This window comes from Azospirillum isscasi, assembly GCF_030849505.1.
In the GTDB taxonomy this organism is placed as follows: Bacteria; Pseudomonadota; Alphaproteobacteria; order Azospirillales; family Azospirillaceae; genus Azospirillum; species Azospirillum isscasi.
On record NZ_JAUJFI010000102.1, the window covers coordinates 1 to 21504 of the forward strand.

General features: G+C 69.3%; 16 protein-coding genes. 8 read left to right on the top strand and 8 right to left on the bottom strand.

The genetic code is table 11. From position 1 onward, the window contains the following. Nucleotides 1-685: SbcC/MukB-like Walker B domain-containing protein (locus QSG27_RS18760; protein WP_306708783.1), on the top strand; the 685-nt coding region annotated here is incomplete at its 5' end. Between the two features lie 106 nt (nt 686-791). Here the strand turns inward: QSG27_RS18760 and QSG27_RS18765 are convergent. After that, nucleotides 792-1763: a replication protein RepA gene (locus QSG27_RS18765; RefSeq protein ID WP_306708785.1), complete on the bottom strand. Its 972-nt coding sequence runs from the start codon at nt 1761-1763 to the stop codon at nt 792-794. A 1071-nt stretch (nt 1764-2834) separates the two neighbouring features. Here QSG27_RS18765 and QSG27_RS18770 point away from each other — a divergent pair. Further along, complete coding sequence (locus QSG27_RS18770) at nt 2835-3854, top strand: ParA family protein (RefSeq protein ID WP_306708787.1); 1020 nt, start codon at nt 2835-2837, stop codon at nt 3852-3854. Then, nucleotides 3844-4722 (top strand): ParB/RepB/Spo0J family partition protein, encoded by an 879-nt coding sequence (locus QSG27_RS18775; RefSeq protein WP_306708789.1) that lies wholly within the window; start codon nt 3844-3846, stop codon nt 4720-4722. Before QSG27_RS18770 ends, QSG27_RS18775 begins: the two co-directional genes overlap by 11 nt. Before the next feature lie 40 nt (nt 4723-4762). Here the strand turns inward: QSG27_RS18775 and QSG27_RS18780 are convergent, their stop codons facing one another. The 6 genes from QSG27_RS18780 to QSG27_RS18805 all read right to left on the bottom strand — a co-directional run bounded on the left by QSG27_RS18780 (nt 4763) and on the right by QSG27_RS18805 (nt 13016). Continuing rightward, a complete protein-coding gene (locus QSG27_RS18780) occupies nt 4763-5299 on the bottom strand; it encodes a mismatch-specific DNA-glycosylase (protein ID WP_306708791.1) in 537 nt (178 codons plus the stop codon). A gap of 271 nt (nt 5300-5570) precedes the next feature. Beyond that, nucleotides 5571-7589 (bottom strand): ELWxxDGT repeat protein, encoded by a 2019-nt coding sequence (locus tag QSG27_RS18785; protein ID WP_306708793.1) that lies wholly within the window; start codon nt 7587-7589, stop codon nt 5571-5573. A 428-nt stretch (nt 7590-8017) separates the two neighbouring features. Continuing rightward, nucleotides 8018-8635, bottom strand: a complete 618-nt coding sequence (locus QSG27_RS18790) for an ANTAR domain-containing response regulator (RefSeq protein ID WP_306708795.1) — start codon at nt 8633-8635, stop codon at nt 8018-8020. A gap of 45 nt (nt 8636-8680) precedes the next feature. Beyond that, entirely contained in the window at nt 8681-10360 is a 1680-nt protein-coding gene (locus tag QSG27_RS18795; RefSeq protein ID WP_306708797.1) for an ABC transporter ATP-binding protein, read from the bottom strand. A 13-nt stretch (nt 10361-10373) separates the two neighbouring features. Then, nucleotides 10374-11465, bottom strand: coding sequence for an ABC transporter permease (locus QSG27_RS18800; RefSeq protein ID WP_306708799.1), 1092 nt, complete (start codon nt 11463-11465; stop codon nt 10374-10376). Nucleotides 11466-11627: 162 nt separating this feature from the next. After that, on the bottom strand, nt 11628-13016 hold the full coding sequence (locus tag QSG27_RS18805) for a CmpA/NrtA family ABC transporter substrate-binding protein (RefSeq protein WP_306708801.1): 1389 nt from the start codon (nt 13014-13016) through the stop codon (nt 11628-11630). 655 nt (nt 13017-13671) lie between these two features. On the opposite strand from QSG27_RS18805, the gene nirB reads away from it, so the two are divergent. The 4 genes from nirB to cobA all read left to right on the top strand — a co-directional run bounded on the left by nirB (nt 13672) and on the right by cobA (nt 20285). Further along, a complete protein-coding gene (gene nirB / locus QSG27_RS18810; RefSeq protein ID WP_306708803.1) occupies nt 13672-16170 on the top strand; it encodes a nitrite reductase large subunit NirB in 2499 nt (832 codons plus the stop codon). A 6-nt stretch (nt 16171-16176) separates the two neighbouring features. Next, nucleotides 16177-16533, top strand: a complete 357-nt coding sequence (gene nirD, locus QSG27_RS18815) for a nitrite reductase small subunit NirD (protein WP_306708805.1) — start codon at nt 16177-16179, stop codon at nt 16531-16533. Between the two features lie 169 nt (nt 16534-16702). Then, nucleotides 16703-19366, top strand: coding sequence for a nitrate reductase (locus QSG27_RS18820; RefSeq protein WP_306708806.1), 2664 nt, complete (start codon nt 16703-16705; stop codon nt 19364-19366). Then, nucleotides 19341-20285, top strand: coding sequence for a uroporphyrinogen-III C-methyltransferase (gene cobA, locus QSG27_RS18825; RefSeq protein ID WP_306708808.1), 945 nt, complete (start codon nt 19341-19343; stop codon nt 20283-20285). The genes QSG27_RS18820 and cobA overlap by 26 nt, the downstream gene beginning before the upstream one ends. Here cobA and QSG27_RS18830 read toward each other — a convergent pair. Next, a complete protein-coding gene (locus QSG27_RS18830; RefSeq protein WP_306708810.1) occupies nt 20208-20987 on the bottom strand; it encodes a C40 family peptidase in 780 nt (259 codons plus the stop codon). The genes cobA and QSG27_RS18830 overlap by 78 nt on opposite strands. 115 nt (nt 20988-21102) lie before the next feature. Here QSG27_RS18830 and QSG27_RS18835 point away from each other — a divergent pair. Then, a partial coding sequence (locus QSG27_RS18835; protein ID WP_306708812.1) for a hypothetical protein occupies nt 21103-21504 on the top strand: 402 nt, incomplete at its 3' end.

Consider the following 21504-nt stretch of genomic DNA (forward strand, 5'->3'; position numbering starts at 1 on the left):
TCAGGAGGCCCGCGGACGGCTGGGCGAGGCCCAGGCGCGGCTGCGCGCCGATGCGGAGAACCGCAGCCGCCTCGCCGCCGTGCTCGACCGGGTGGAGGCGCAGCGCACGGCGCACGGGCTGTGGGCGGCCATGGCGCAGCTCATCGGTTCCGCCGACGGGCGGAAGCTGCGCAACTTCGCCCAGAGCCTCAGCCTCGACCTGCTTCTGGTTCAGGCGAACCGCTATCTGGCGGATCTCGCCCGCCGCTACCGGCTGGAGCGGGTGGGCGGGGCCGACCTGGAGATCCAGGTGGTGGACGGTGAGATGGGCGACGAGCGGCGCGGCGTGCACAGCCTGTCCGGCGGCGAGATGTTCCTGGTCTCGCTGGCCCTGGCGCTCGGCCTGTCGGCGATGGCGGGGGGCGGCGGAGGCGGCGGGATCGGCACGCTGTTCATCGACGAGGGGTTCGGCACGCTGGACCCCGGCAGCCTGGATCTGGCGCTGTCCTGCCTGGAGGCGCTTCAGGCCACGGGGCGGCAGGTGGGGGTCATCAGCCACGTCCCGGCGCTGGTGGAGCGGATCGGCGTCCAGGTGCGCGTCACTCCGCTGGGCGGCGGGCGCAGCGCCGTGACGGTGGTCCACGGGTCCCTGGCGGTGCCGTCGCCGGACGCGGCGGCGGAGCGGGAGCTGCTGCTGCCTCTGTGAGGCGTTCCGGGTGGTGTGGGATTCACCACAGAAACACAGAGGCACAGAGGGCTGGTCGGTGGTGCCCTGCCTCCTATCCCTCTGTGTCTCTGTCGTGGAAAAGCCGTCAGCCCCGGACGGGGCGCAGGACGAGATGCTTGTTCGACGGCACGGCGGGGGCCGACGGGCGCAGGACGAGGCCCTTGGAGGTCGGCTCGATGTTCGCGTCGGGATAAACGGCCATAACGTCCTTCAGCGCCTCCTTCAGGCGGAAGGCCAGGACGCGGTGCTCGCTGACCGAACCGAAATGCTGCGACAGCGCGTGCCAGGGAACCACCGTCTGCTTGTCCAGACGGTGCAGGCGGTGGACCAGCCACACATAGGCGTCGAGCGCCAGGGCCGAGTTCTTCAGCTTGGCGATGGCATGCTCGTCCAGCGGGACGGCGTGCTCCATCAGATGCTCGAAGAAGCTCTGGGTCAGGCGGACGAAGCGCACCCACTCGCCGCCGGTGCGGAACAGATCGGGCGTGTCCTCCTCGTCGCGCCACAGCTTGATCCCGTCGATCAGGCGCTGGTCGGAGATCTCCGCGGTGGACGGGCCGGTGGTGGTGCGCAGGGTGAATTCGCTACGGGCGATCCGCAGCACCTGCTCGCGCACCGGCTTGTAGTTCCCGCGCTCGCCACCGGTGGGGGCCAGCCCCAGGCGGCGCAGCCACGCGCTCATGCTCGGCCCCAGATCGACGTGGGCGCTGCGCGTCTTGCGGGCCTCGGTCTGGAGGTAGATCATGATCAGGCGCGCCTTGGCGCCGTAGGGAACGCCGACGTCCAGGACCGTGCCGTCGCGCAGCGGCAGGATGCCGGGGCGGACGACGAGCTGGTACTTGCCGTTGTTGCGGACCCAGGGGGCGGTCTCGTCCTTCGGCTTGCGGTGCGGCAGGGAGGCTTGGCAGAATCCGGCGTGCAGATAGCCGATCGCGTCCATCTCGTTGGACAGCGCTTCATGGGCCATGATCACACGGCGGCGCTCCTTGGGGTCTTCGGTGCGGGCAAGAACCGCCTCGAATCCCTCCAGGGTAAGCTGCTCGTGGATTTTCGCCATAGGACCCCTCCGGCCTCGTTCGGTCACGTTGCTGTCATCCCAGAAAACACAAAATGTGGTGGCTGTGAAGCGGGTCCATCCCACGAATCGCTGAAGTCGCAACGGAAGCTGCAGATTCCGACTCAACTTCAGCGAAGGCGCCTCTCGCGGCCCCGACCGCTGCGCAACGGCCAAGCCGGCGTTTCAAAATCAGCGTCGCCACCGGACCGCCGGGTGCCGTCCGGCCGCTTGTCCACAGCCGGACGGGCTTGTCCACGCTGAGTTGGAATCGCAGAGGGCGAAACGGGCCGGATCGGCTCGCTGATTCCGCAACGGCAGCGACGCCGAAGTCGCAACGGGGACTCGCTCATCCACGCTGAAGACGAGTCACGAAAGGCGGTTATCCACGCTGAACTCGCAACCATGTCCTATATGAGTCCCTATAGGATTCTCCGGTTAGACCGGTTGCGCGGGTGCTGGCGCGACCTCCTTCGCTGAAAACGCAACGGCGGACGGGGTGGAGAATCGCCAACCGGGCATTCGGGGGTGTTCCGGACGATGATCCTCCACCGGAGCGGGCATCGCGGCTCATCGAGGGTGCCCTGGCCGGACCGTCAACTGTCAACCGCCTCCGACGCTGAATTTGATACAAAGGCGACTCGGCACCAACGCAGAATTGGTAACATTCGACTCGGAAACCCAAGGCTTTCCGGGGCTTAGCCGACTCGGCGAGTCCCGCGCAGATCTTGCAACGGCGGCGGAAACCGGCGACTCGGCATCCGACGCTGAATTTGAAACGGCAGACTCCAGGCGTATCAAGGCCCGAATCGGAACGGCATCCGCCGGACAACGCTGAATTGGTAACGCTTTGGAAAATGGGCTTGACGGGGTATCGGTCGATTCGTCTCCGGAACGGTTTCGCGCCGCCCGGTTTCGCCCGCCGGAAGCCATCCTTTTTATGACCAAGGTCCCATACGACGTCGCATGACGGGCTTTCCCACAGCCATTTGACGCAATTCGGCGCGCTGCGGCTTGACCAGTTGCGTCACATTTTGCGAAAAGGGGCCAATCACAGGGAAAGCCGGAGGCCCGATGAACGGGGAAGAACTGCGCGCCATCCGCGAACGGCGCGGCGAGGACCAGTTGAGCTTTGCGACATGGCTCAATGGCGCGCTGAACCGCCGCTACGACCGCTCGCGGATCAGCCGGTGGGAGAGCGGGGCGGAGCGCATCCCCCAGCAGGTGGCCGGATTCCTGGCCGGCCAGGGCGGCATGGCCGCCGTGCCCCAGAACGCCGGGGTGCCCAAGATGCAGCGCGCCGTGGTCGCCGTCGCGAATCAGAAGGGCGGCGTGGGCAAAACGACGACGGCGGTCAACCTGTCCTATGCGCTGTCCACGCTGGGCCTGAAGGTGATGCTTCTCGACAGCGATCCCCAGGGCAACGCCACCGTCCACATGGGCCTCGACCCCGGCGAGATCGAGACCCACCGCAAGGGCATCTATAATGTGGTGCGCGGCGGGGCGTCCTTCGACAGCATCCTCCAGCCGGTGTGCGGCGGCGCCGTCATGCTCGCCCCCTCCAGCATCGGCCTCGCCGCGGCGGAGACGGAGCTGGTGGCCGAGCCGGACAACTCCCTGGTCCTGAAGGAGAAGCTGGCGGAGGTGCGGAACCGTTACGACGTCATCGTGATCGACTGCCCGCCCAACCTCGGCCTTCTGACCATCAACGCGCTGGCGGCCAGCGATCTCGTGCTGATTCCCGTGCAGACGGAGGTGTTCGCCGGGTTGGGCGTGCCGCTGCTGCTGGAGACCATCGCCAAGATCCGCCGCCGCTCGAACCCGTCGCTGAACATCTTCGGCATCCTGCCGACCATGTTCTCGTCCCGCTTGACGCAGGATCAGGCCAGCCTGCGCGAGATTCAGGAGCATTACGAGGGACGCACCCGCGTTCTGAACGCGGTGCCGCGCGCCACCCTGTTCGCCCAGGCGTCGGGCGCGGGCCGACCGGCCATCGAGGCCGACCCGAATTCCAACAGCGTCCAGGCCTATGGCGAACTGGCGCGCGAACTGGCCGCCCACCTCCAGACTGCGGAAGACGCCCATGTCTCGTAAGCTCGAACGGACCAGCACCCGCATTTTCGACAAGGCGGCGCAGCGCGGCGGGGACGCGCTGTTCGGGCTGTCCGCCGATTTTCCGCGGCTGATCGAGGTCGATCTCGACCGGGTGCACCCCAACCCCGACCAGCCGCGCCGCCATTTCGACGAGCAGTCGCTCCAGGAACTGGCGAACTCCATCGCCCGCCACGGGCTGAAGCAGCCGGTTCTGGTGCAGGATCTGGGCGACGGCGACTACCGCCTGATCGCCGGCGAGCGGCGCCTGCGGGCCTGCGGGCTGGCCGGGCGTCAGACCATCTTCGCCATCGTCACCGACGGCGACCCGGACGAGCTGGCCCTCATCGAGAACATCCAGCGCGTGGATCTCGACGCCATGGAGCTGGCCCGCGCCTTCGCCCGGCTGGTCGAGCGGCACGACTACACGCACGAGGCGCTGGGGCAGGTGATCGGGCGCAGCCAGGCGGAGGTGACCCGCACCCTGTCCCTGCTGCGTCTGCCGGCGGAGATCGTCGCTGAATTTGAAACGCGCCACCGCTCCGTCCCGAAAAGCATCCTGACGGAGATCGCCGCGGTGGACGATCCCGTCCTTCAGAAGAAGCTGTGGGACACGGTGAAGGACGGCGGCACCGTCAAGGCGCTGCGCGAGGCGAAGCGCGCCCAATTGGCCGGCGGGGAGCCGCCGGACGCGGCGGCGAAGGCCCAGCCGGCCCCGGCGGTGCGTTTCGTCTCCGCCGTCCAGCGCATCGCCAAGGACTTTTCCGCCGTGGACGCCGGGGAGCTGCGGGCGCACCGCAAGCAGCTCAGCGAGGCGCAATGGCAGGAACTGCGCCGCCTGCATGCCCTTCTGGACGAGTTGCTGGCCTGACCGTTGGCAACGCTGAATTTGTAACGGACACCCGCCGACGTCAGCGGCGGGTGTCAACTTCAGCGTCGATCACCCGCTTCACCTCGCGGAACCAGCGCAGTTTTTCCCCGAAGGGCAGGCGGGCGAGCCCGCTGGGCGAGGGCAGCACGACGTCCACCGGACCGTCGAACAGGCTGTCCGGCTGCACGCCCCACGCCGCCCGGTCGCGGTCCGCGGCGGCGAGATAGACCCCCTTCCCCGTATAGGCGACCACCCGCGGCTGGAATGCCGCGACCAGGGCGCGCAGCCGCGGCACCCCGCCGCGCAGTTCCGCCCGGCTGAGATCGGCGGCGCTTGGCGTCGCCCGCGCCACGAGGTTGGTGGAGCCCAGCCCGAACTCCGGCAGGAGCCGGTCCTCCTCCGGACGCAGCAGGCGCGGCGTCAGCCCGGACTCCGCCAGCAACTTCCAGAACTGGTTTCCGCGTCCCGCGTAATTGTGGCCGAGCAGGCCGGAGCGCGTTCCCGGATTGAAGCCGACGAACAGGGCAGCCAGGCCGGGTGCGACGATGTCGGGAATCGGGCCTTCGGATTCGGTCATGTTGTGTCAACAGTGGAAAGCGGTGTCCGGAAACGCTGAATTTGAAACATCCGCCTGTCGCCGTCAGCGCTGCTTTCAGCCAGCGCGAGAGGGGCTAAGAGGCGGGTGCCAATAATCGTTGGCTGTAATCTGCCGACGTTCAGCCATGAGATTCAAGAACGCCAAGCTTGCCGAGATCATCGAGCGTCTGGAAGACGAGCCGATGGAGCGGAGCCGTCCACGGCGTCCGGTTCGGCGCTGCGCCGCCGGTTGAAGCGGATCGCCATCCGCTTCAGACGCTTGGGTCGATGACCGTGAAGCGGAGGTCCTGAGCCATTGCGTTCAGGACCAGGATACTGTCCCCACCGCCGAGATCGACCTGCACACTGTCTCCCAACTCGGTCAGGTGCTCCGCCCGCCATGCCGCCGAGCCGATGTCCCGCGCGAAACCCGTCAGGATGATGACGTCCAGGAGCGGGTCGAAGGCCGTCAGCAGGTCGGCGCCGCTGCCCGGGGCAAAGAAGAACTGGTCGCTTTCGCCGTCCCGCTCCGCGAGCAGCACATCGTCGCCAGCACCACCATCAATGATGTCGCGCCCCGCTCCCGGGACAAGGACGTCCCGTCCGGACATGCCGTAGAGGCGATCGTCGCCGTCCGCTCCGTCAATGTAGTCCGCGCCGGCGCCCCCGTTCAACCGGTCGTCCCCGGCGCCGGCCAGGATGCGGTCGTTGCCGCCCAAGCCGTGAATCCGGTCCGCACCGTCCTCGCCCCACAGCGTGTCGTTGCCGTCAGACCCCTTGCGGATGCCGTCCGGCGCCGCGATGACGCCGAGCAGCTTGGCCGTGTGATCCCAGTAATCGGCCCCGGTTCCGGGGGGAAGCTCAGAGAGCATGACGGTGCCGTCCGCCGTGCCGTCGGACAGGAGGAACCGATCGGTGTTGGCGGAATAGTCGCGATCGAAGCCCAGCACGCGGCCGTCGAATTCCCCGAGCAACGTGTCGCCGGACGCTCCTCCCGCCGTGTCCAGCACCCGGTGCGTGCCTTCGGAGGTGCCATCGGTCACCCACAGCCCAGCGGAATTGCTTCCGCTCTGGTCCGTTAGGAAGAACGCTCGGTCGCCGGCGATCGCGACATCCTGGTACATCCAATCGTTCTGATGGAGGGTGGCGGTCCCCTCCGCTGTGCCGTCGGTCGCAAGGAGGCGTTGGGTGCCCGACCAATAGCTCTCGTCCAGGAAGAGCAGACGGTCGCCCTCCTCACCGGGCGGCCCCTGATCGAGCCATCCGAGCGGACTGGCAAGCTCCTGTCCCGGCAGGAAGCTCACCTGACCCGTGGCTTCGTCCAGCACGCCAATCCGCGAGGCGGACCCTTGTTCCACCCGGTAGGTGTCCATGTCGCTTGTGAACACCACATGGCCGTTGCGCACGCCGACGACGCGGTCGAGGTCCCAGCCCTGCATCGTCAGATCGCCAAGGTACCGCGTGCCCTCGGGGGTGCCGTCGGTGATCCAGAAGGTCGAATGCCGGACGGCGGTAGGCCACTCCATGCTGCCGGTCCAGTCGATCACGTTGGTGACCGACGCCACGATGCCGTCCGGCGTGGCGGCATAGCGGATGGCCCCGCTGTCGGGAACGAGGTTCGTGAAGGCCGTCGGGGTGCCGTCAGCGTTGACGAAGGTGAGCTTTGAGGGCCAGGACGCGGTCCCCTCGTGGAAGGCCAGCCCTCCGTCATTCATGCCGACCAAGGTGATGCCGTAGGACCATGGCGAGAGTGGCGCCATCTCATGGAAGAGGCGGGTCCCGGCGGTGGTGCCGTCGGAACTCCAGATGCCATCATGAGTCCCGCCGTCCGCGTGCAGGTAGATCCGGCCGTGTGCGGCCGCCAGCGCCGATGGTGAGGACCCCTGGGTTCCCGGCATGAGGTCGGCAACCATGCGGGTGCCCGCCGCAGTCCCATCGCTCACCCACAGCTCACGGCCGTGAATGCCGTCGTCGGCGGTGAAGAACAGCCGGTCGCCGACCACAGTCAGGTCGTCCGGAGCGCCGGATGCGGCGCCGGCAGCGGCGTCGAACATCCGGGTTCCGCCGTTGCTGCCGTCCGTGACCCAGAGTTCGCGACCGTGGAGGCCATCATCGGCGGTGAAGAAGATCTTGCCGCCGGCGACGACAGCGTCCTGTGGAGCGCTTCCCTGTTCGCCCGGCCTGATGTCGGCGAGGAGGCGCGTCCCCGACGGCGTGCCGTCAGTCACCCAGGGCTCCGTGCCCGTGCCTTGCGTCGTGGCTGTGAAAACAGCGATCTTCGTCCGTGCCATGCCCCCTCCAATCGGATGAAGCATTGACCGGAAAACGGCAAGATACGGTATGATATTTTTGGGCCAAGCCGATCCGAATAAAGCCAATACGGTTCAAGAGTGCAGCGCAATCACTTTACCGCTATTTTCTAAACGTAATGTCGGGCGTCATTCGTAAATGACTTGCTGCGCAGTGATGTGGGCCTGCTCATGCGGTGCTTTTCAAAGAAGCCCTGGAACGGCGGGTTGACGCGCTGTTTTGGCAGGCCATGCCGGTTCTGAAGACAGTCTCCGAAGCGTCCTCAGGGATGGCTTGCCGGGACTCCGGGACTCTGGCACTGTGGGGGACTTCCACAATTTGCGATTCGCCGATTCTTCCATGCGCCAGTGTCGGAAGCAAACGCGGCGTTCCGTATCATCGCCCCCTCAAGCCCTTGATACGAAAGGCGTCACAGCTCGATCTGGGCGGCGGTGATGACGCTTTGGGCGATGTCGGCGATGCGCCGGCCCTGCTTCATGGCGGCCTTGCGCAGGGCGTTGTAGGCCTCCTCCTCCGTCAGGGATTTCTGCTGCATCAGGATGCCCTTCGCCCGCTCGATCAGCTTGCGGTCGGCGAGCTGCGTGCGGGCCTCGTCGCGTTCGCGTTTCAGCGTTTCAAAAGCAGCGAAGCGGGCCAGCGCCGTTTCCAGGATCGGCCGCACACGGGCGGGGTGCAGCCCGTCCAGGACGAAGGCGGCGACCCCGGCCTCCGCCGCCTGGGTGGCGACGCCGGGGTCCGCGCGGTCGGCGAACAGCACGACGGCGCAGCCGCCGGCACGGGCCAGCCGGAAGAAGCCGTCCAGCGTGGCGCGGTCCGGCTCTCCCAACGCCGCGACGACCGCGTCCGGGGCCAGCGCGGCGATGCGGGCGGGCAGCTCGCCGAAGCCGTGGACCACGGTGATCCGGTCGGCGGCGATCCGGTCGGCGGCAACCCGGTCGCGCCCCGTCCCGGCCAGCCCGTCCTCCACGGTCCGCGTGGCGGCGGAGTCGGAGCCGGCCACCAGGATGGTCAGGGGTTTGTTCGCCATGCCCGCTCCGCCCTCTTCCCAAGGTTCCGCCTTACGCCGCCCCAGTCACGCCGCTTTCGCCGTCCCGTGATGCCCGCCTTCCAGGAAGTTCAGCAACTCCTCCCGGTAGGCGTAGTAGCGGGGATGCTCCAGCAGGGCCTGCCGGGTCCGGGGGTGGGGGATGTCCACCTCCAGGATGTGGCCGATGCGGGCGTTCGGCCCGTTGGACATCATCACCACACGGTCGGCCAGGAGGATCGCCTCGTCAACGTCGTGGGTGACGCAGATGGCGGTGACCTGGGTGCGCGCCCACACCTCCATCAGCACCTCCTGAAGCTCCCAGCGGGTCAGGCTGTCCAGCATGCCGAAGGGCTCGTCCAGCAGCAGCAGCTTCGGCGACAGGGCGAAGGCCCGCGCGATGCCGACGCGCTGCTTCATGCCGTTGGACAGCTCCGCCGCCTTCTTGTGCATGGCGTCGCCCAGCCCGACGCGCGACAGGTAGTAGCGGGCGATGTCGTTGCGCTCCCCCCGTCCCGCCTGCGGATAGACGCGGTCCACCCCCAGCATCACGTTCTCCAGGGCGGTCAGCCAGGGGAACAGGCTGGGCGCCTGGAAAACCACCGCCCGGTCGGGGCCGGCGCCGGTCACCTCCTTGCCGTCCAGAACGATGCCGCCGCTGGACACGTCGGCCAGCCCGGCGACCATCGACAGCACCGTGGACTTGCCGCAGCCCGAATGGCCGATCAGGGAGATGAACTCGCCCTTGCGCATCTTCAGGTTGAAGCCGTCCACCACGGTCAGCGGCCCCTTCGGCGTGGCGAAGGTCTTGGTGACCCGGCTGAACTCCACGTAACGGTCGTCGGACAGGCCGCCCGGCTGGCCCAACAGATTGAATTTGGCCAGATAGGATTTGGGCGGCGGGGCGGCGGTGACCGGCGTGACCGCCGGCAGGGTCAGGCTCTCGTCCACCGTGGCGGCGGCGCGGCTGGCCCCGGCCTCCATCAGCCACGCGGTGACCTCGGCGCGCAGGCGCTTGAAGTCGGGGTCGTGGTTCACGGCGGTGCGGTCGCGCGGGCGCGGCAGGTCCACCGCGAAGGCGGGGCCGAGCGTCGCCCCCGGACCCGGCGTCAGCGGGATAATGCGGTCGGCCAGCAGGATCGCCTCGTCCACGTCGTTGGTGATCAGCACCACCGTCTTGCGGTCCTTGCGCCAGATCGCCTCGATCTCGTCCTGCAGCTTGGCGCGGGTCAGCGCGTCCAGCGCCGACAGCGGCTCGTCCAGCAGCAGCATCTCCGGGCTCATGGCCAGCGCGCGGGCGAAGCCGACGCGCTGGCGCATGCCGCCCGACAGCTCCTTGGGGCGGCGGTCGGTGGCGTGGCCCAGCCCCACCGTCTCCACCGCCCGGCGGGTGAGCACGCCGCGCTCCGGCGACGGCTTGCCCTTGTGCACGGCGTCCACGGCCAGCGCCACATTGTCCTTCACGCTGAGCCAGGGCATCAGCGAGTAGTTCTGGAACACGACGCCGCGCTCCGCCCCCGGCCCGCGCACCGGCTGGCCGCGGAACAGCACCTCACCCACATCCGGCTCGGCCAGCCCGCCCATCAGGTTGACCAGCGTGGTCTTGCCGGCGCCGGAGAAGCCGACGATGGCGACGAACTCCCCCTCCGCGATGGACAGGTCGATTCCGCGCAGCACCTCGGTCCCGCCGTAGGACTTCGCGACGTTCTTCAGCTCAAGGATGGCCATGCTCGGGGACTCCTCAGCGGGTGCCGGTGTGGGAAACGGCGGCCTGGAACGCCAGCATCACGCGGTCCAGCAGGAAGCCGATCAGGCCGATGGTGAAGACCGCCACCATGATGCGGGCCAGCGAGTTGGAGGAGCCGTTCTGGAACTCGTCCCACACGAACTTGCCGAGGCCGGGGTTCTGGGCCAGCATCTCCGCCGCGATCAGCACCATCCAGCCCACGCCCAGCGACAGCCGCAGGCCGGTGAAGATGTAGGGCAGTGCGGAGGGCAGCACGAGCCGGCGCACCATCGTAGGGCCGGACAGTTGCAGCACCTTCCCCACATTCATCAGGTCCTTGTCGATGGAGGACACGCCGACCGCCGTGTTGATCAGCGTCGGCCACAGCGAGCAGAGCGTCACCGTGATGGCGGAGGTCAGGAAGGATTTCTCGAAGGTCGGGTTGTCGCTCGACACGGTGGCGCTGACCACCATGGTGACCAGCGGCAGCCAGGCCAGCGGCGACACCGGCTTGAAGAGCTGGATCAGCGGGTTCATCGCCGCGTTGACCGTGCGCGACAGGCCGCAGGCCACCCCCAGCGGCACCGCCACCAGCGCCCCCAGCAGGAAGCCGGTGAAGACCGTCTTCAGGCTGGTCAGGATCTGGTCCAGATAGGTCGGCTTGCCGGCGTAGGGCCTGGTCTTCACCTCGGCGGCGGGGTCCTTGGCCAGCAGTTCGGCGTTGCGCTTGGCCTGCCGGTCGTAGAAGGCGGCCTCCTTGGCGCGTTCGGCCTGATGGTCGGCGCGGAGGTTGCCCACCTGCTCCCACACCTGGGCGGGACCGGGGATGGCGCCCAGGCTGGTGTTCACCTGCGGCGCCAGCCACGCCCAGGCGGCGACGAACAGCATCAGGGCGGTCAGCGGCACGCCCATCTGCTGCCACAGCTCCCGCCCCTGCTGGCGCGGGCTGTCGCCGGCGGCCATGCGGAGCAGCGGGCTGAGCCAGCCGAACCCGACGATCTGAAGGGTGGCGGCGGTGCGGTTCAGCGCCTGGGCGAGGCGGGCCTTGCGCCGGGCGCGGATCGCCTCGGCGGAGGAGAGGGTGGAGGCTTCGGTCACGCTGGTCATCGGGTGTTCTTTCTGTTTGGCGCGGGGCGCCGCGGCCCCCACCCCGGCTTTCCCCCGCTCACGCAGGGGAGGGAGCCAGTCCTCTCCCCTGCGTGAGCGGGGGAGGGTTAGGGTGGGGGCCCGTCGCGACCACTTGCGCGGGTCATCCGGGGAAAGAAGCGCTCAACCGCCGACCAGTTGCCCGCCCTGCACCGCCTGCCCGCCCTTCAGGCCGATGGGCAGCTTCGACAGGTAGTCGTTGGGCTTGCGGCCGTCGTAGGCGATGCCGTCGATGAAGCCCTCGTCCAGCGGCTTGTAGCCGTCGCTGGTCCAGGGGAAGTCGGCCTCCTTGGCCTTGCCCTCCTCCACCAGCAGCCGCGCGGCCTTCAGGTAGATCTCCGGCTTGTAGACCTTGCGGGCGGTCTCGTCGTACCAGGCGTCCGGCTTGGCCTCGGCGATCTGGCCCCAGCGGCGCATCTGCGTCAGGTACCACACGGCGTCGGAGTAGAAGGGATAGGTGGCGTTGTAGCGGAAGAAGACGTTGAAGTCGGGAACCGCCCGCTTGTCGCCCTTCTCATACTCGAAGGTGCCGGTCATCGAGTTGGCGATGACCTTGGCGTCGGCCCCCACATATTCGGACTTCGCCAGGATCTTCACCGCCTCGGCGCGGTTGGCGTTGTCGTTCTCGTCCAGCCACATGGCGGCGCGGATCAGCGCCTTGACCAGCGCCAGATGGGTCTTGGGGTTCTTGGCGGCCCAGCCCTCGGTGACGCCGAAGACCTTCTCCGGGTTGTTCTTCCAGATCTCGGTGTCGGTGATGACCGGCACGCCGATGCCCTTCATCACCGCCTGCTGGTTCCACGGCTCGCCGACGCTGTAGCCGAAGATGGTCCCGGCCTCCAGCGTCGCCGGCATCTGCGGCGGCGGGGTGACGGAGAGCAGGGCGTCGGCCTGGATCTGCCCCGACACGTCGTTGGGCGCGTAGTAGCCGGGGTTGATGCCGCCCGCGGCCAGCCAGTAGCGAAGCTCGTAATTGTGGGTGGAGACGGGGAAGACCATGCCCATGGTGAAGGGCTTGCCCTCCGCCCGGTACTGGGCGATGACCGGCTTCAGCGCGTCGGCCTTGATCGGGTGCAGCGGCTTGCCGTCCGCCCCCTTGGGCAGGTTGGGCTTCATCCGCTCCCACACCTCGTTCGACAGGGTGATGCCGTTGCCGTTCAGGTCCATGGAGAAGGCCGTCACCACGTTGGCCTGGGTGCCGAAGCCGATGGTGGCGCCCAGCGGCTGGCCGGCCAGCATGTGGGCGCCGTCCAGTTCGCCGGAGATCACGCGGTCGAGCAGCACCTTCCAGTTGGCCTGCGGCTCCAGCGTCACGGACAGGCCCTCGTCCTCGAAAAAGCCCTTCTCCACCGCGATGGCGAGCGGGGCCATGTCGGTCAGCTTGATGAAGCCCAGCTTGAGCTGGTCCTTCTCCACGGCGAGCGGCGCGGCCTGGGCGGACCCGAGCATCAGCGCCAGCGTGGCGGCGGCGGACAGCAGGGCGGTGCGGGGGGAGGCGGAAAGTCGGGTCACGTCTCGGGTCACGTCGGTCGCTCCATCTCTCGTTCCGGGACCCCCGCGGCACGCCCGACCTCGGTCCAACGCCCCACCGGCGACGCGCCGTGAGGGCCTCCAGCCGTGAAGGGCTGTCGAACCGGGTCAGCGACGGTGCCGAGGGGCCCAACCTTGGGCGTATGGGATGGACGCACCGCCGTTGGCGCGTCCCGCCGTTCGTCTCGCAAAGACCATGCCAAAGGCCATGAAGAGCATCGGAACAGGGCCAAAGGTCTTTGTTTCCGCGGCTTTGACGCGAATTGCCTATTCTTTGTGCTGGTACCTTGGTGGTGATGCATTGCACAAATTGTCGGCTTTCGGACCGCTTTTTGTTCGATGCGAGACAAAAGCGCGTGTTCGAGTCCCGACATTCCCGTCCGGCTCCACAGGTGGTGGGGCCGGGAAAACGGCGGAAATCCGCCATTCCGGTCCCTTTCTCATACCTTGGTGCCAGTGTTGGCACGCGGCTTGCCAGAAGGACGGGCAGATCAAGGCCAGGGCAACGGCGCCATGGCCGGTTCGACGGCGAACCACCCGGACAACGGCGTCCGAAACCCTGGGAATCCCGCGGGATTTCCTCGGCTTCGGGCGCCTTTTCTTTTCGGCCTCGCGGCCTCGCAAGAGGGCACAAAGCATGAGCACGCACACCAATCCACCGCCCCCGGCCCACCCGCTGAAGGCGCCGCGCGAGCGGCTGGTCGTCGTCGGCAACGGCATGGCCGGCATCCGCACGCTGGAGGAATTGCTGGCCAAGGCGCCGGACCGTTACGACATCACCGTCTTCGGCGCCGAGCCGCACCCCAACTACAACCGCATCATGCTCTCCCCCGTGCTGGCCGGGGAGAAGACCTTCGAACAGATCGTGCTGAACGGGCGCGACTGGTACGAGGCCAACGGAATCAAGCTGTTGACCGGCGACCGGGTGGAGGCGGTCGACCGTGCGAACCGCACCGTCACGGCCATGTCCGGCCTGACGGTTGCCTATGACCGGCTGCTGATCGCCACCGGTTCCACCCCCTTCATCATCCCGGTGCCCGGCGCCACCCTGCCCGGCGTCGTCGGCTTCCGCGACCTCGCCGATGTCGAAACGATGCTGGAGGCGGCGGCCCGGGGCGGGCGCGCCGTGGTCATCGGCGGCGGCCTGCTCGGGCTGGAGGCGGCCAATGGCCTGAAGGTCAAGGGCATGGACGTCACCGTCCTGCACCTGATGGACACACTGATGGAACGGCAGCTCGACCGCTCTGCCGGGGCGCTGCTGCGGCACGAGCTGGAAGGCCGCGGCATCGCCGTGCTGACCGGCGCCGACACTGCCGAAATAGTGGGCAACGAGCGCGTTTCCGCGGTTCGCCTGAAAAATGGGCAGGAGCTTCCCGCCGATCTGGTCGTCATGGCCGTGGGCATCCGCCCGAACATGGCGCTGGGCAAGGCGGCGGGGCTGGCCTGCGGGCGCGGCATCCAGGTGGACGACGCCATGACCACCTCCGACCCGGCGATCCTGTCGGTCGGCGAGTGCGTGGAGCACCGCGGCCAGACCTACGGCCTCGTCGCCCCGCTGTTCGAGATGGCCAAGGTCGCCGCCGACCGGCTGGCCGGGGGAGTGGAGTCCGCCTACACCGGCTCCGTCACCTCGACCAAGCTGAAGGTGACGGGGGTGGACGTCTTCTCGGCGGGCGACTTCACCGGCGGCAAGGACTGCGAGGACATCGTGTTCCGCGACGCCGCCCGCGGCGTCTACAAGCGCGTGGTGGTCAAGGAGAACCGCATCCTGGGCGCCGTGCTCTACGGCGACACCAAGGATGGCGGCTGGTACTTCCAGATGCTGAAGGACGGGACCGAGGTGGCGCCGGTCCGCGACACCCTGATCTTCGGCCCAAATTTTGGTGGCGGATTCGGAGGCGAGGGGGCGGCAAACCCTAAGGCCGCCGTTGCAGCGCTCCCCGACAGTGCGGAGATCTGCGGCTGCAACGGCGTGTGCAAGGGCACCATCGTCAAGGCGATCACCGAGAAGGGCCTGTCCAGCCTGGACGAGGTGCGGGCTCATACCAAAGCCTCGGCCTCCTGCGGAAGCTGCACCGGGCAGGTGGAGCAACTCCTGGCCTTGACGCTGGGCGACGGCTATGCGGGCGAGGCGAAGGCCAAGCCGATGTGCAAATGCACCGACCGCACCCACGACGAGGTGCGCCGGGCCATCACCGCGCTGGAACTGAAATCCATCCCCGACGTGATGCAGCGGCTGGAATGGCGCACGCCCGACGGCTGCCACCATTGCCGCCCGGCGCTGAACTATTACCTGCTGTGCGAATGGCCGGGCGAATACAAGGACGACAGCCGGTCCCGCTACATCAACGAGCGCGTCCACGCCAACATCCAGAAGGACGGCACCTACTCCGTCGTTCCGCGCATGTGGGGCGGGCTGACCAGCGCCAAGGAACTGCGCGCCATCGCCGACGTGGTGGACAAGTTTGCCATCCCCACGGTGAAGGTCACCGGCGGCCAGCGCATCGACCTGTTCGGCGTGAAGAAGGAGGATCTGCCCGCGGTGTGGGCGGACCTGAACGCCGCCGGCATGGTGTCCGGCCACGCCTACGCCAAGGGGCTGCGCACGGTGAAGACCTGCGTCGGGTCGGAATGGTGCCGGTTCGGCACGCAGGACAGCACCGGCCTGGGCGTCAAGCTGGAGCGGATGACCTGGGGCACCTGGACCCCGCACAAGGTGAAGCTGGCCGTCTCCGGCTGCCCGCGCAATTGCGCGGAGGCGACCATCAAGGACCTCGGCGTCGTCTGCGTGGACAGCGGCTACGAGCTGCATGTCGGCGGCAACGGCGGCATGCATGTCCGGGCCTGCGACCTGCTGGTGAAGGTGGAGACCGAGGCGGAGGTGCTGGAATACACCGGCGCCTACATGCAGCTCTACCGCGAGGAGGCCCGCTATCTGGAGCGCACCGCGCCGTGGCTGGAGCGGGTCGGGCTGGACCACATCAAGCGCCGGCTGGTCGATGACCCGGAGGGCCGCGCGGCCCTCAACGCCCGCTTCCTCTTCTCCCAGAGCTTTTCGCAGGACGATCCCTGGGCCGAGCGGGCCAGCGGGTCGGTGGACCGTCACGAATTCGCACCGCTCGCTCAGGTGGGGTAACGACACATGGATCAGAGCATTTCCTGGATCACCGTCGGCTCGGTCGAGGACATTCCCCGCCAGGGTTCCCGCGTGGTGCGGACCGAAGGCGGCGACATCGCCCTGTTCCGCACCGTCACGGACGAGGTCTACGCGCTGGAGGACCGCTGCCCGCACGCCGGCGGCCCGCTGTCGCAGGGCATCGTCCACGGGGCGCGGGTGACCTGCCCGCTGCACAACTGGGTGATCGACCTCGCCAGCGGCGAGGCGGTCGGCCCGGACGAGGGCTGCGCCGGCCACTGCCCGGTGCGGGTGGTGGACGGCACGGTGCAGCTCGGGCTGGCGGCCTTCCGTCCGGGACGTGGGGGGTGCGGCCATGGGTGACGGGCGGCTTGATGGCCCCTCTCCCGTCCCGGGAGAGGGAGGGACCCACGCTCCAGCGTGGGAGGGTGAGGGTGCCGCCGAGAATGGAGCGCCGATCCTCGGCGGCACCCTCACCCGCCCGCTGCGCGGGCACCCTCTCCCGGGGCGGGAGAGGGGAACGGGAGGGGATATGCCCATCCGCACCACCTGCCCCTATTGCGGGGTCGGTTGCGGCGTGCTGGCCTCCGTCGCGGCGGACGGCACGGTCAGCGTGGCTGGCGATCCCGACCACCCCGCCAACCGGGGAAAGCTCTGCTCCAAGGGCACCAACCTCTCCGACACGCTGGGCCTCGGCGAACGGCTGCTGCATCCGGAGGTGGACGGGCGGCGCGTCGCCTGGAACGAGGCCATCGCCGCCGTCGCAACGCGCCTGTCCGACACCATCGCCAAACACGGCCCGGACTCGGTGGCCTTCTACGTCTCCGGCCAGTTGCTGACCGAGGACTATTACGCCGTCAACAAGCTGGCGAAGGGCTTCATCGGCACCGCCAACATCGACACCAACTCGCGCCTCTGCATGGCCTCCAGCGTGGCGGGGCACAAGCGCGGCTTTGGGGCCGACGCGGTGCCGGTGACGTATGAAGACTTGGAGGAGGCCGATCTGGTCGTGCTGGTCGGCTCCAACCTCGCCTGGTGCCATCCGATCCTGAGCCAGCGGCTGCTGGCGGCCAAGCAGGCGCGCGGCACCCGCATCGTCGCCATCGACCCGCGCCGCACCGCCGCGGTGGACGGGGCCGACCGGCACCTGCCGATCCGTCCCGGCACCGACGCCCTGCTGTTCAACGGGCTGCTCGCCCATCTGGCCGACAACGGTTTGATCGACGCCCGCTTCGTGGCGGAGCACACCGCCGGTCTGGCGAAGGCGCTGGAGGCGGCGCGGGCCGATGCGCCCTCACTCGCCCATGTCGCCGCTGTCTGCGGTCTGCCGGTGGCGGAAGTCGAAGCCTTCTACGCTGAAGTCGCAACGGTCCGCCGCACCGTCACCATCTATTCCCAAGGGGTGAACCAGTCCTCGCAGGGGACGGACACGGTCAACGCGATCCTGAACGTCCATTTCCTGACCGGGCGGATCGGCGCGCCGGGCATGGGGCCTTTCTCCGTCACTGGCCAGCCCAACGCCATGGGGGGCCGCGAGGTCGGCGGGCTCGCCAACCAGCTCGCCGCCCATATGGGGTTCGAGCCGGAGTCGGTGGACCGGCTGCGCCGCTTCTGGAACGCGCCGCGGGTCGCCGCCCAGCCCGGCCTGAAGGCGGTGGACCTGTTCCGCGCGGTCGAGGAGGGCACGGTCCGCGCCGTCTGGGTCATGGCGACCAACCCCGCGGTCAGCATGCCCGACGCCGCCCGCGTCCGCCGCGCGCTGGCGCGCTGCGAGACGGTCATCGTCTCCGACTGCATCGCCGACACCGACACGGCGCGGCTGGCCCACATCCGCCTGCCCGCCGCGGGCTGGAGCGAGAAGGACGGCACCGTCACCAACTCCGACCGCACCATCTCCCGCCAGCGGGCCTTCCGCCCCCTGTCCGGCGAGGCACGGCCCGACTGGTGGATCGTCACCCAGGTGGCCCGCGCGATGGGCTTCGCCTCCGCCTTCCCCTTCGAGACGCCCGCCGGCGTCTTCCGCGAGCACGCCGCCCTGTCCGCCTTCGAGAACGACGGAACCCGCGCTTTCGATATCGGCGGCCTCGCCGGGCTTTCCGACGCTGAATTTGAAACGCTGGCTCCCGCCCCCTGGCCGCGGCGGGTCGGCGGGGAACCGGCGCGCCGCCTCTACACGGACGGGCGCTTCTTCACCGAGGACGGGCGGGCGCGCTTCGTCCCCGTCACCTCCCGCCCCCTGCCCCGCCCCTTGCCCCGCCCCTTGCCCCACAGCATGGAGCCGGGTTCGCTGATGTTGAACACGGGCCGCCTGCGCGACCAGTGGCACACCATGACGCGCACCGGCCTGTCGCCGCGCCTGTCCGCCCACGCGCCGGAACCGTGCCTGGACCTGCACCCGCAGGACGCCGCGGCGCGCGGCCTGACCGATGGTGCCCTGGTCCGCATCGCGTCCCCCATCGGCACGGCGCTGGCCCGCCTGCGGGTGACGGAGGCGCAGCGGGTGGGCGACGCCTTCCTGCCCATGCACTGGACCGACCGCTTCACCGCCGCCTGCGTCGTCGGGCGGCTGGTGGACGACAGGGCGGTGGACCCGGTGTCGGGCCAGCCCGACCTGAAGCGGATGCCGGTGACGGTGGCGCCCTACCCCGCCGCCTGGACCGGCTTCCTGATCGCCCGCAGCCCCGTGGAGCCCGCCCATGGCGGCTACTGGTCCCGCCGCGCCGTCCCCGGCGGCCACCTGATCGAACTGGCCGGCGAGGGCGCCCTGCCCGCTCCGGACGCGCTGGGCGTCGGCTTCGCGGGGGCGACGGTCGATTACAGCGACGCGGCCCGCGGCGTGCTGCGCCGCGCCTGGGTGACCCACGACCGGCTGGAAGCCTGCCTGTTCCTGTCCAGTTCGGGCGCTCTGCCCAGCCGCGGCTGGCTGGTGGACCTGCTGTCGGCGGAGGCGCTGGACGGCCCCGCCCGCCGTGCCCTGCTCTCCGGACGGTCGCCGGTGCCGGCGGCGGACGAGGGGCGGACGGTCTGTTCCTGCTTCGACGTCGGCGTCAACCGCCTGATCGCCGCCATCCAAAGCCAACGCCTGACCACGGTCCAGGAGGTCGGACAGGCCCTGCGGGCCGGGACCAACTGCGGCTCCTGCATTCCCGAACTCAAGGAGATCCTCGCCGATGCCCAGCGCTGCCATGTGGCTTGACGGTCTCGTCTCCCGATCCGGGGACAAGCGTTTCAACTTCATCGTCACCCTGCGCGCCGCGCTGGGCTCGGTGCTGGGCTCGGCGCTGCGCCCGCGCATGGCCCGCCGGGTCGCCCGCGCCATCCCGGAGGCGGGCAAGCGGACGCCACACGTCACGCTGGTCGGCGCCGGGCCGGGGGACCCCGACCTGCTGACCGTCGCGGCGGTGCGGGCCATCGCGCAGGCCGAGGTGATCCTCTACGACCATCTCGTCGGGACGGGCATCCTTGCGCTGGCGCAGCCGGGGGTGGAGCTGATTTGCGTCGGCAAGCGGTCGGGCCGGCACTCCCACTCCCAGGAGGCGATCAACGCGCTGATCGAGGCGCAGGCCCGCACCGGGCGGTGCGTTGTCCGGCTGAAGGGCGGCGACCCGATGGTCTTCGGGCGGGCCGGCGAGGAGATCGAGCATCTTGAGGGCGCCGGAATCTCCGTGTCGGTGATCCCCGGCATCACCGCGGCGCTCGGCTGCGCGTCCAGCGCCGGGGTGTCCCTGACCAAGCGCGGCGTGTCGCGCGCCGTCACCTTCGTCACCGCCCACGCCCGCGAGGGCGACGCGACCGAGCCCGACTGGGCGCGGCTGGCCGACCCGAAGGGCACGCTGGCGATCTACATGGGCCGCGAGGCCGCCCGCCGCGTCGGGCGCGGCCTGACCGCGGGTGGCCTCTCCCCCGACACCCCGGTGCTGGCCGTGGAGAACGGCTGCCGCCCCGACGAGCGCCACCATCGGACGACGCTGGGCGTCATGGCCGAGCAGGGCGTGGCGGCGGGCGACGGCCCAACGCTGCTGCTGGTCGGTTGGGCGCTAGAGGAGCGGGCGGCGCACGCCGGTGATGCCCTCGGCACGGGCGGCCACGTCGGCCAGGGGTTCGGTCACGACTGACATGGTGAAGACGGTGGCGTGCAGCAGGGTGGCGCCGTCCAGCATGATCCCGACATGGCCGGGGAAGAACACGATGTCGCCGCGTCGGTAATCCACCCCCTGCCCGTCCGTGGACAGCATCGGCCCCAGCCGGTCGTCGTTGCGCTGCATGCCGCTGCTGTGGTGGGTGACGATCCCCGCCGCGCCCAGAGCCACCTGGACGAGGCCGGAACAGTCGATGCCGAACCCGCTCCGCCCGCCCCAGACATAGGGTGTGTCCAGGAAGCGCAGCGCCGTGTCCACCGGCGCGCGGTCGAGCGGGCTGGCGACCGGCTCCAGCCGCTTGCCGAAGATCCAGGACCCGTTGTCCAGCCGGACCCAGCCGTTGTCGGCCTGCTCCGCCACCGTCACGAGGCTGGCGAAGCTCAGCGCCGCGGTGGGCACGGCCTTGTGGGTGGGGGCCGGGTGCAGGTTCGCCGTCCGCCCGGCGACGCGGTGGGTCGGGGCGACCGGCGTTCCGGTCCGTGTGCCCGGGGGAAGCCAGCCGACATGGCCGTCCGTCCGGTTCTCCGCCTTCAGCCAATCGCCGTCACGGTCCAGCAGGGTGAAGCTCTCCCCGAACAGCATCTCGCTGGTCTGCGGCACGCCGTGGGCGGGCCGTTCCAGAAGGACAGCTTGCGGGGACTTGATCTGGAGGATCATCGGGGCCTCTGCATCGGTCATGCCGCGCACGCTAGAACCCGCCCCTGCGGATTGCAAGCCAGAGGACCGTTCCGGGCAATCCTCACCAAGCCGGAGCCTTGCTATGGATGTGCCCTTATCCGGCAGGGAAAAGACGATGGAACTCCGTAGGGGGCTGATGGGGCTCGCCGGTGTGGCGGGCGTGTGGCTGTTGGCCGGCGGGACATCCGCCCTGGCCGCGCCGCCCCGTTGCGAGAACATCACCGTGGACAGCCTGCGTCAGGCCTGCCTCGACCGCGCCGCCCGCTGCGAACCGATGAGGAGCGCCGCCGAGCGCGACGAGTGCTACCGCGGGCGCGGTCCGAAGACGGCGGAGGCCCCGGTGGCGACCGAAGGCCCGCTGCGGCTGATTCCGAAGGCTGCCCCTCCTCCGCCTCCCCCGCCGCCACCGCCCGCTCCGGCTCCGTCCCCCATGGCGGCGCCCCCTGCTCCGCCGCCTTCCGCCCCGCCTCCTCCGGCACCGCTTCCACCGCCGCCCGCCCCCGCGGCGTCGGTGGTC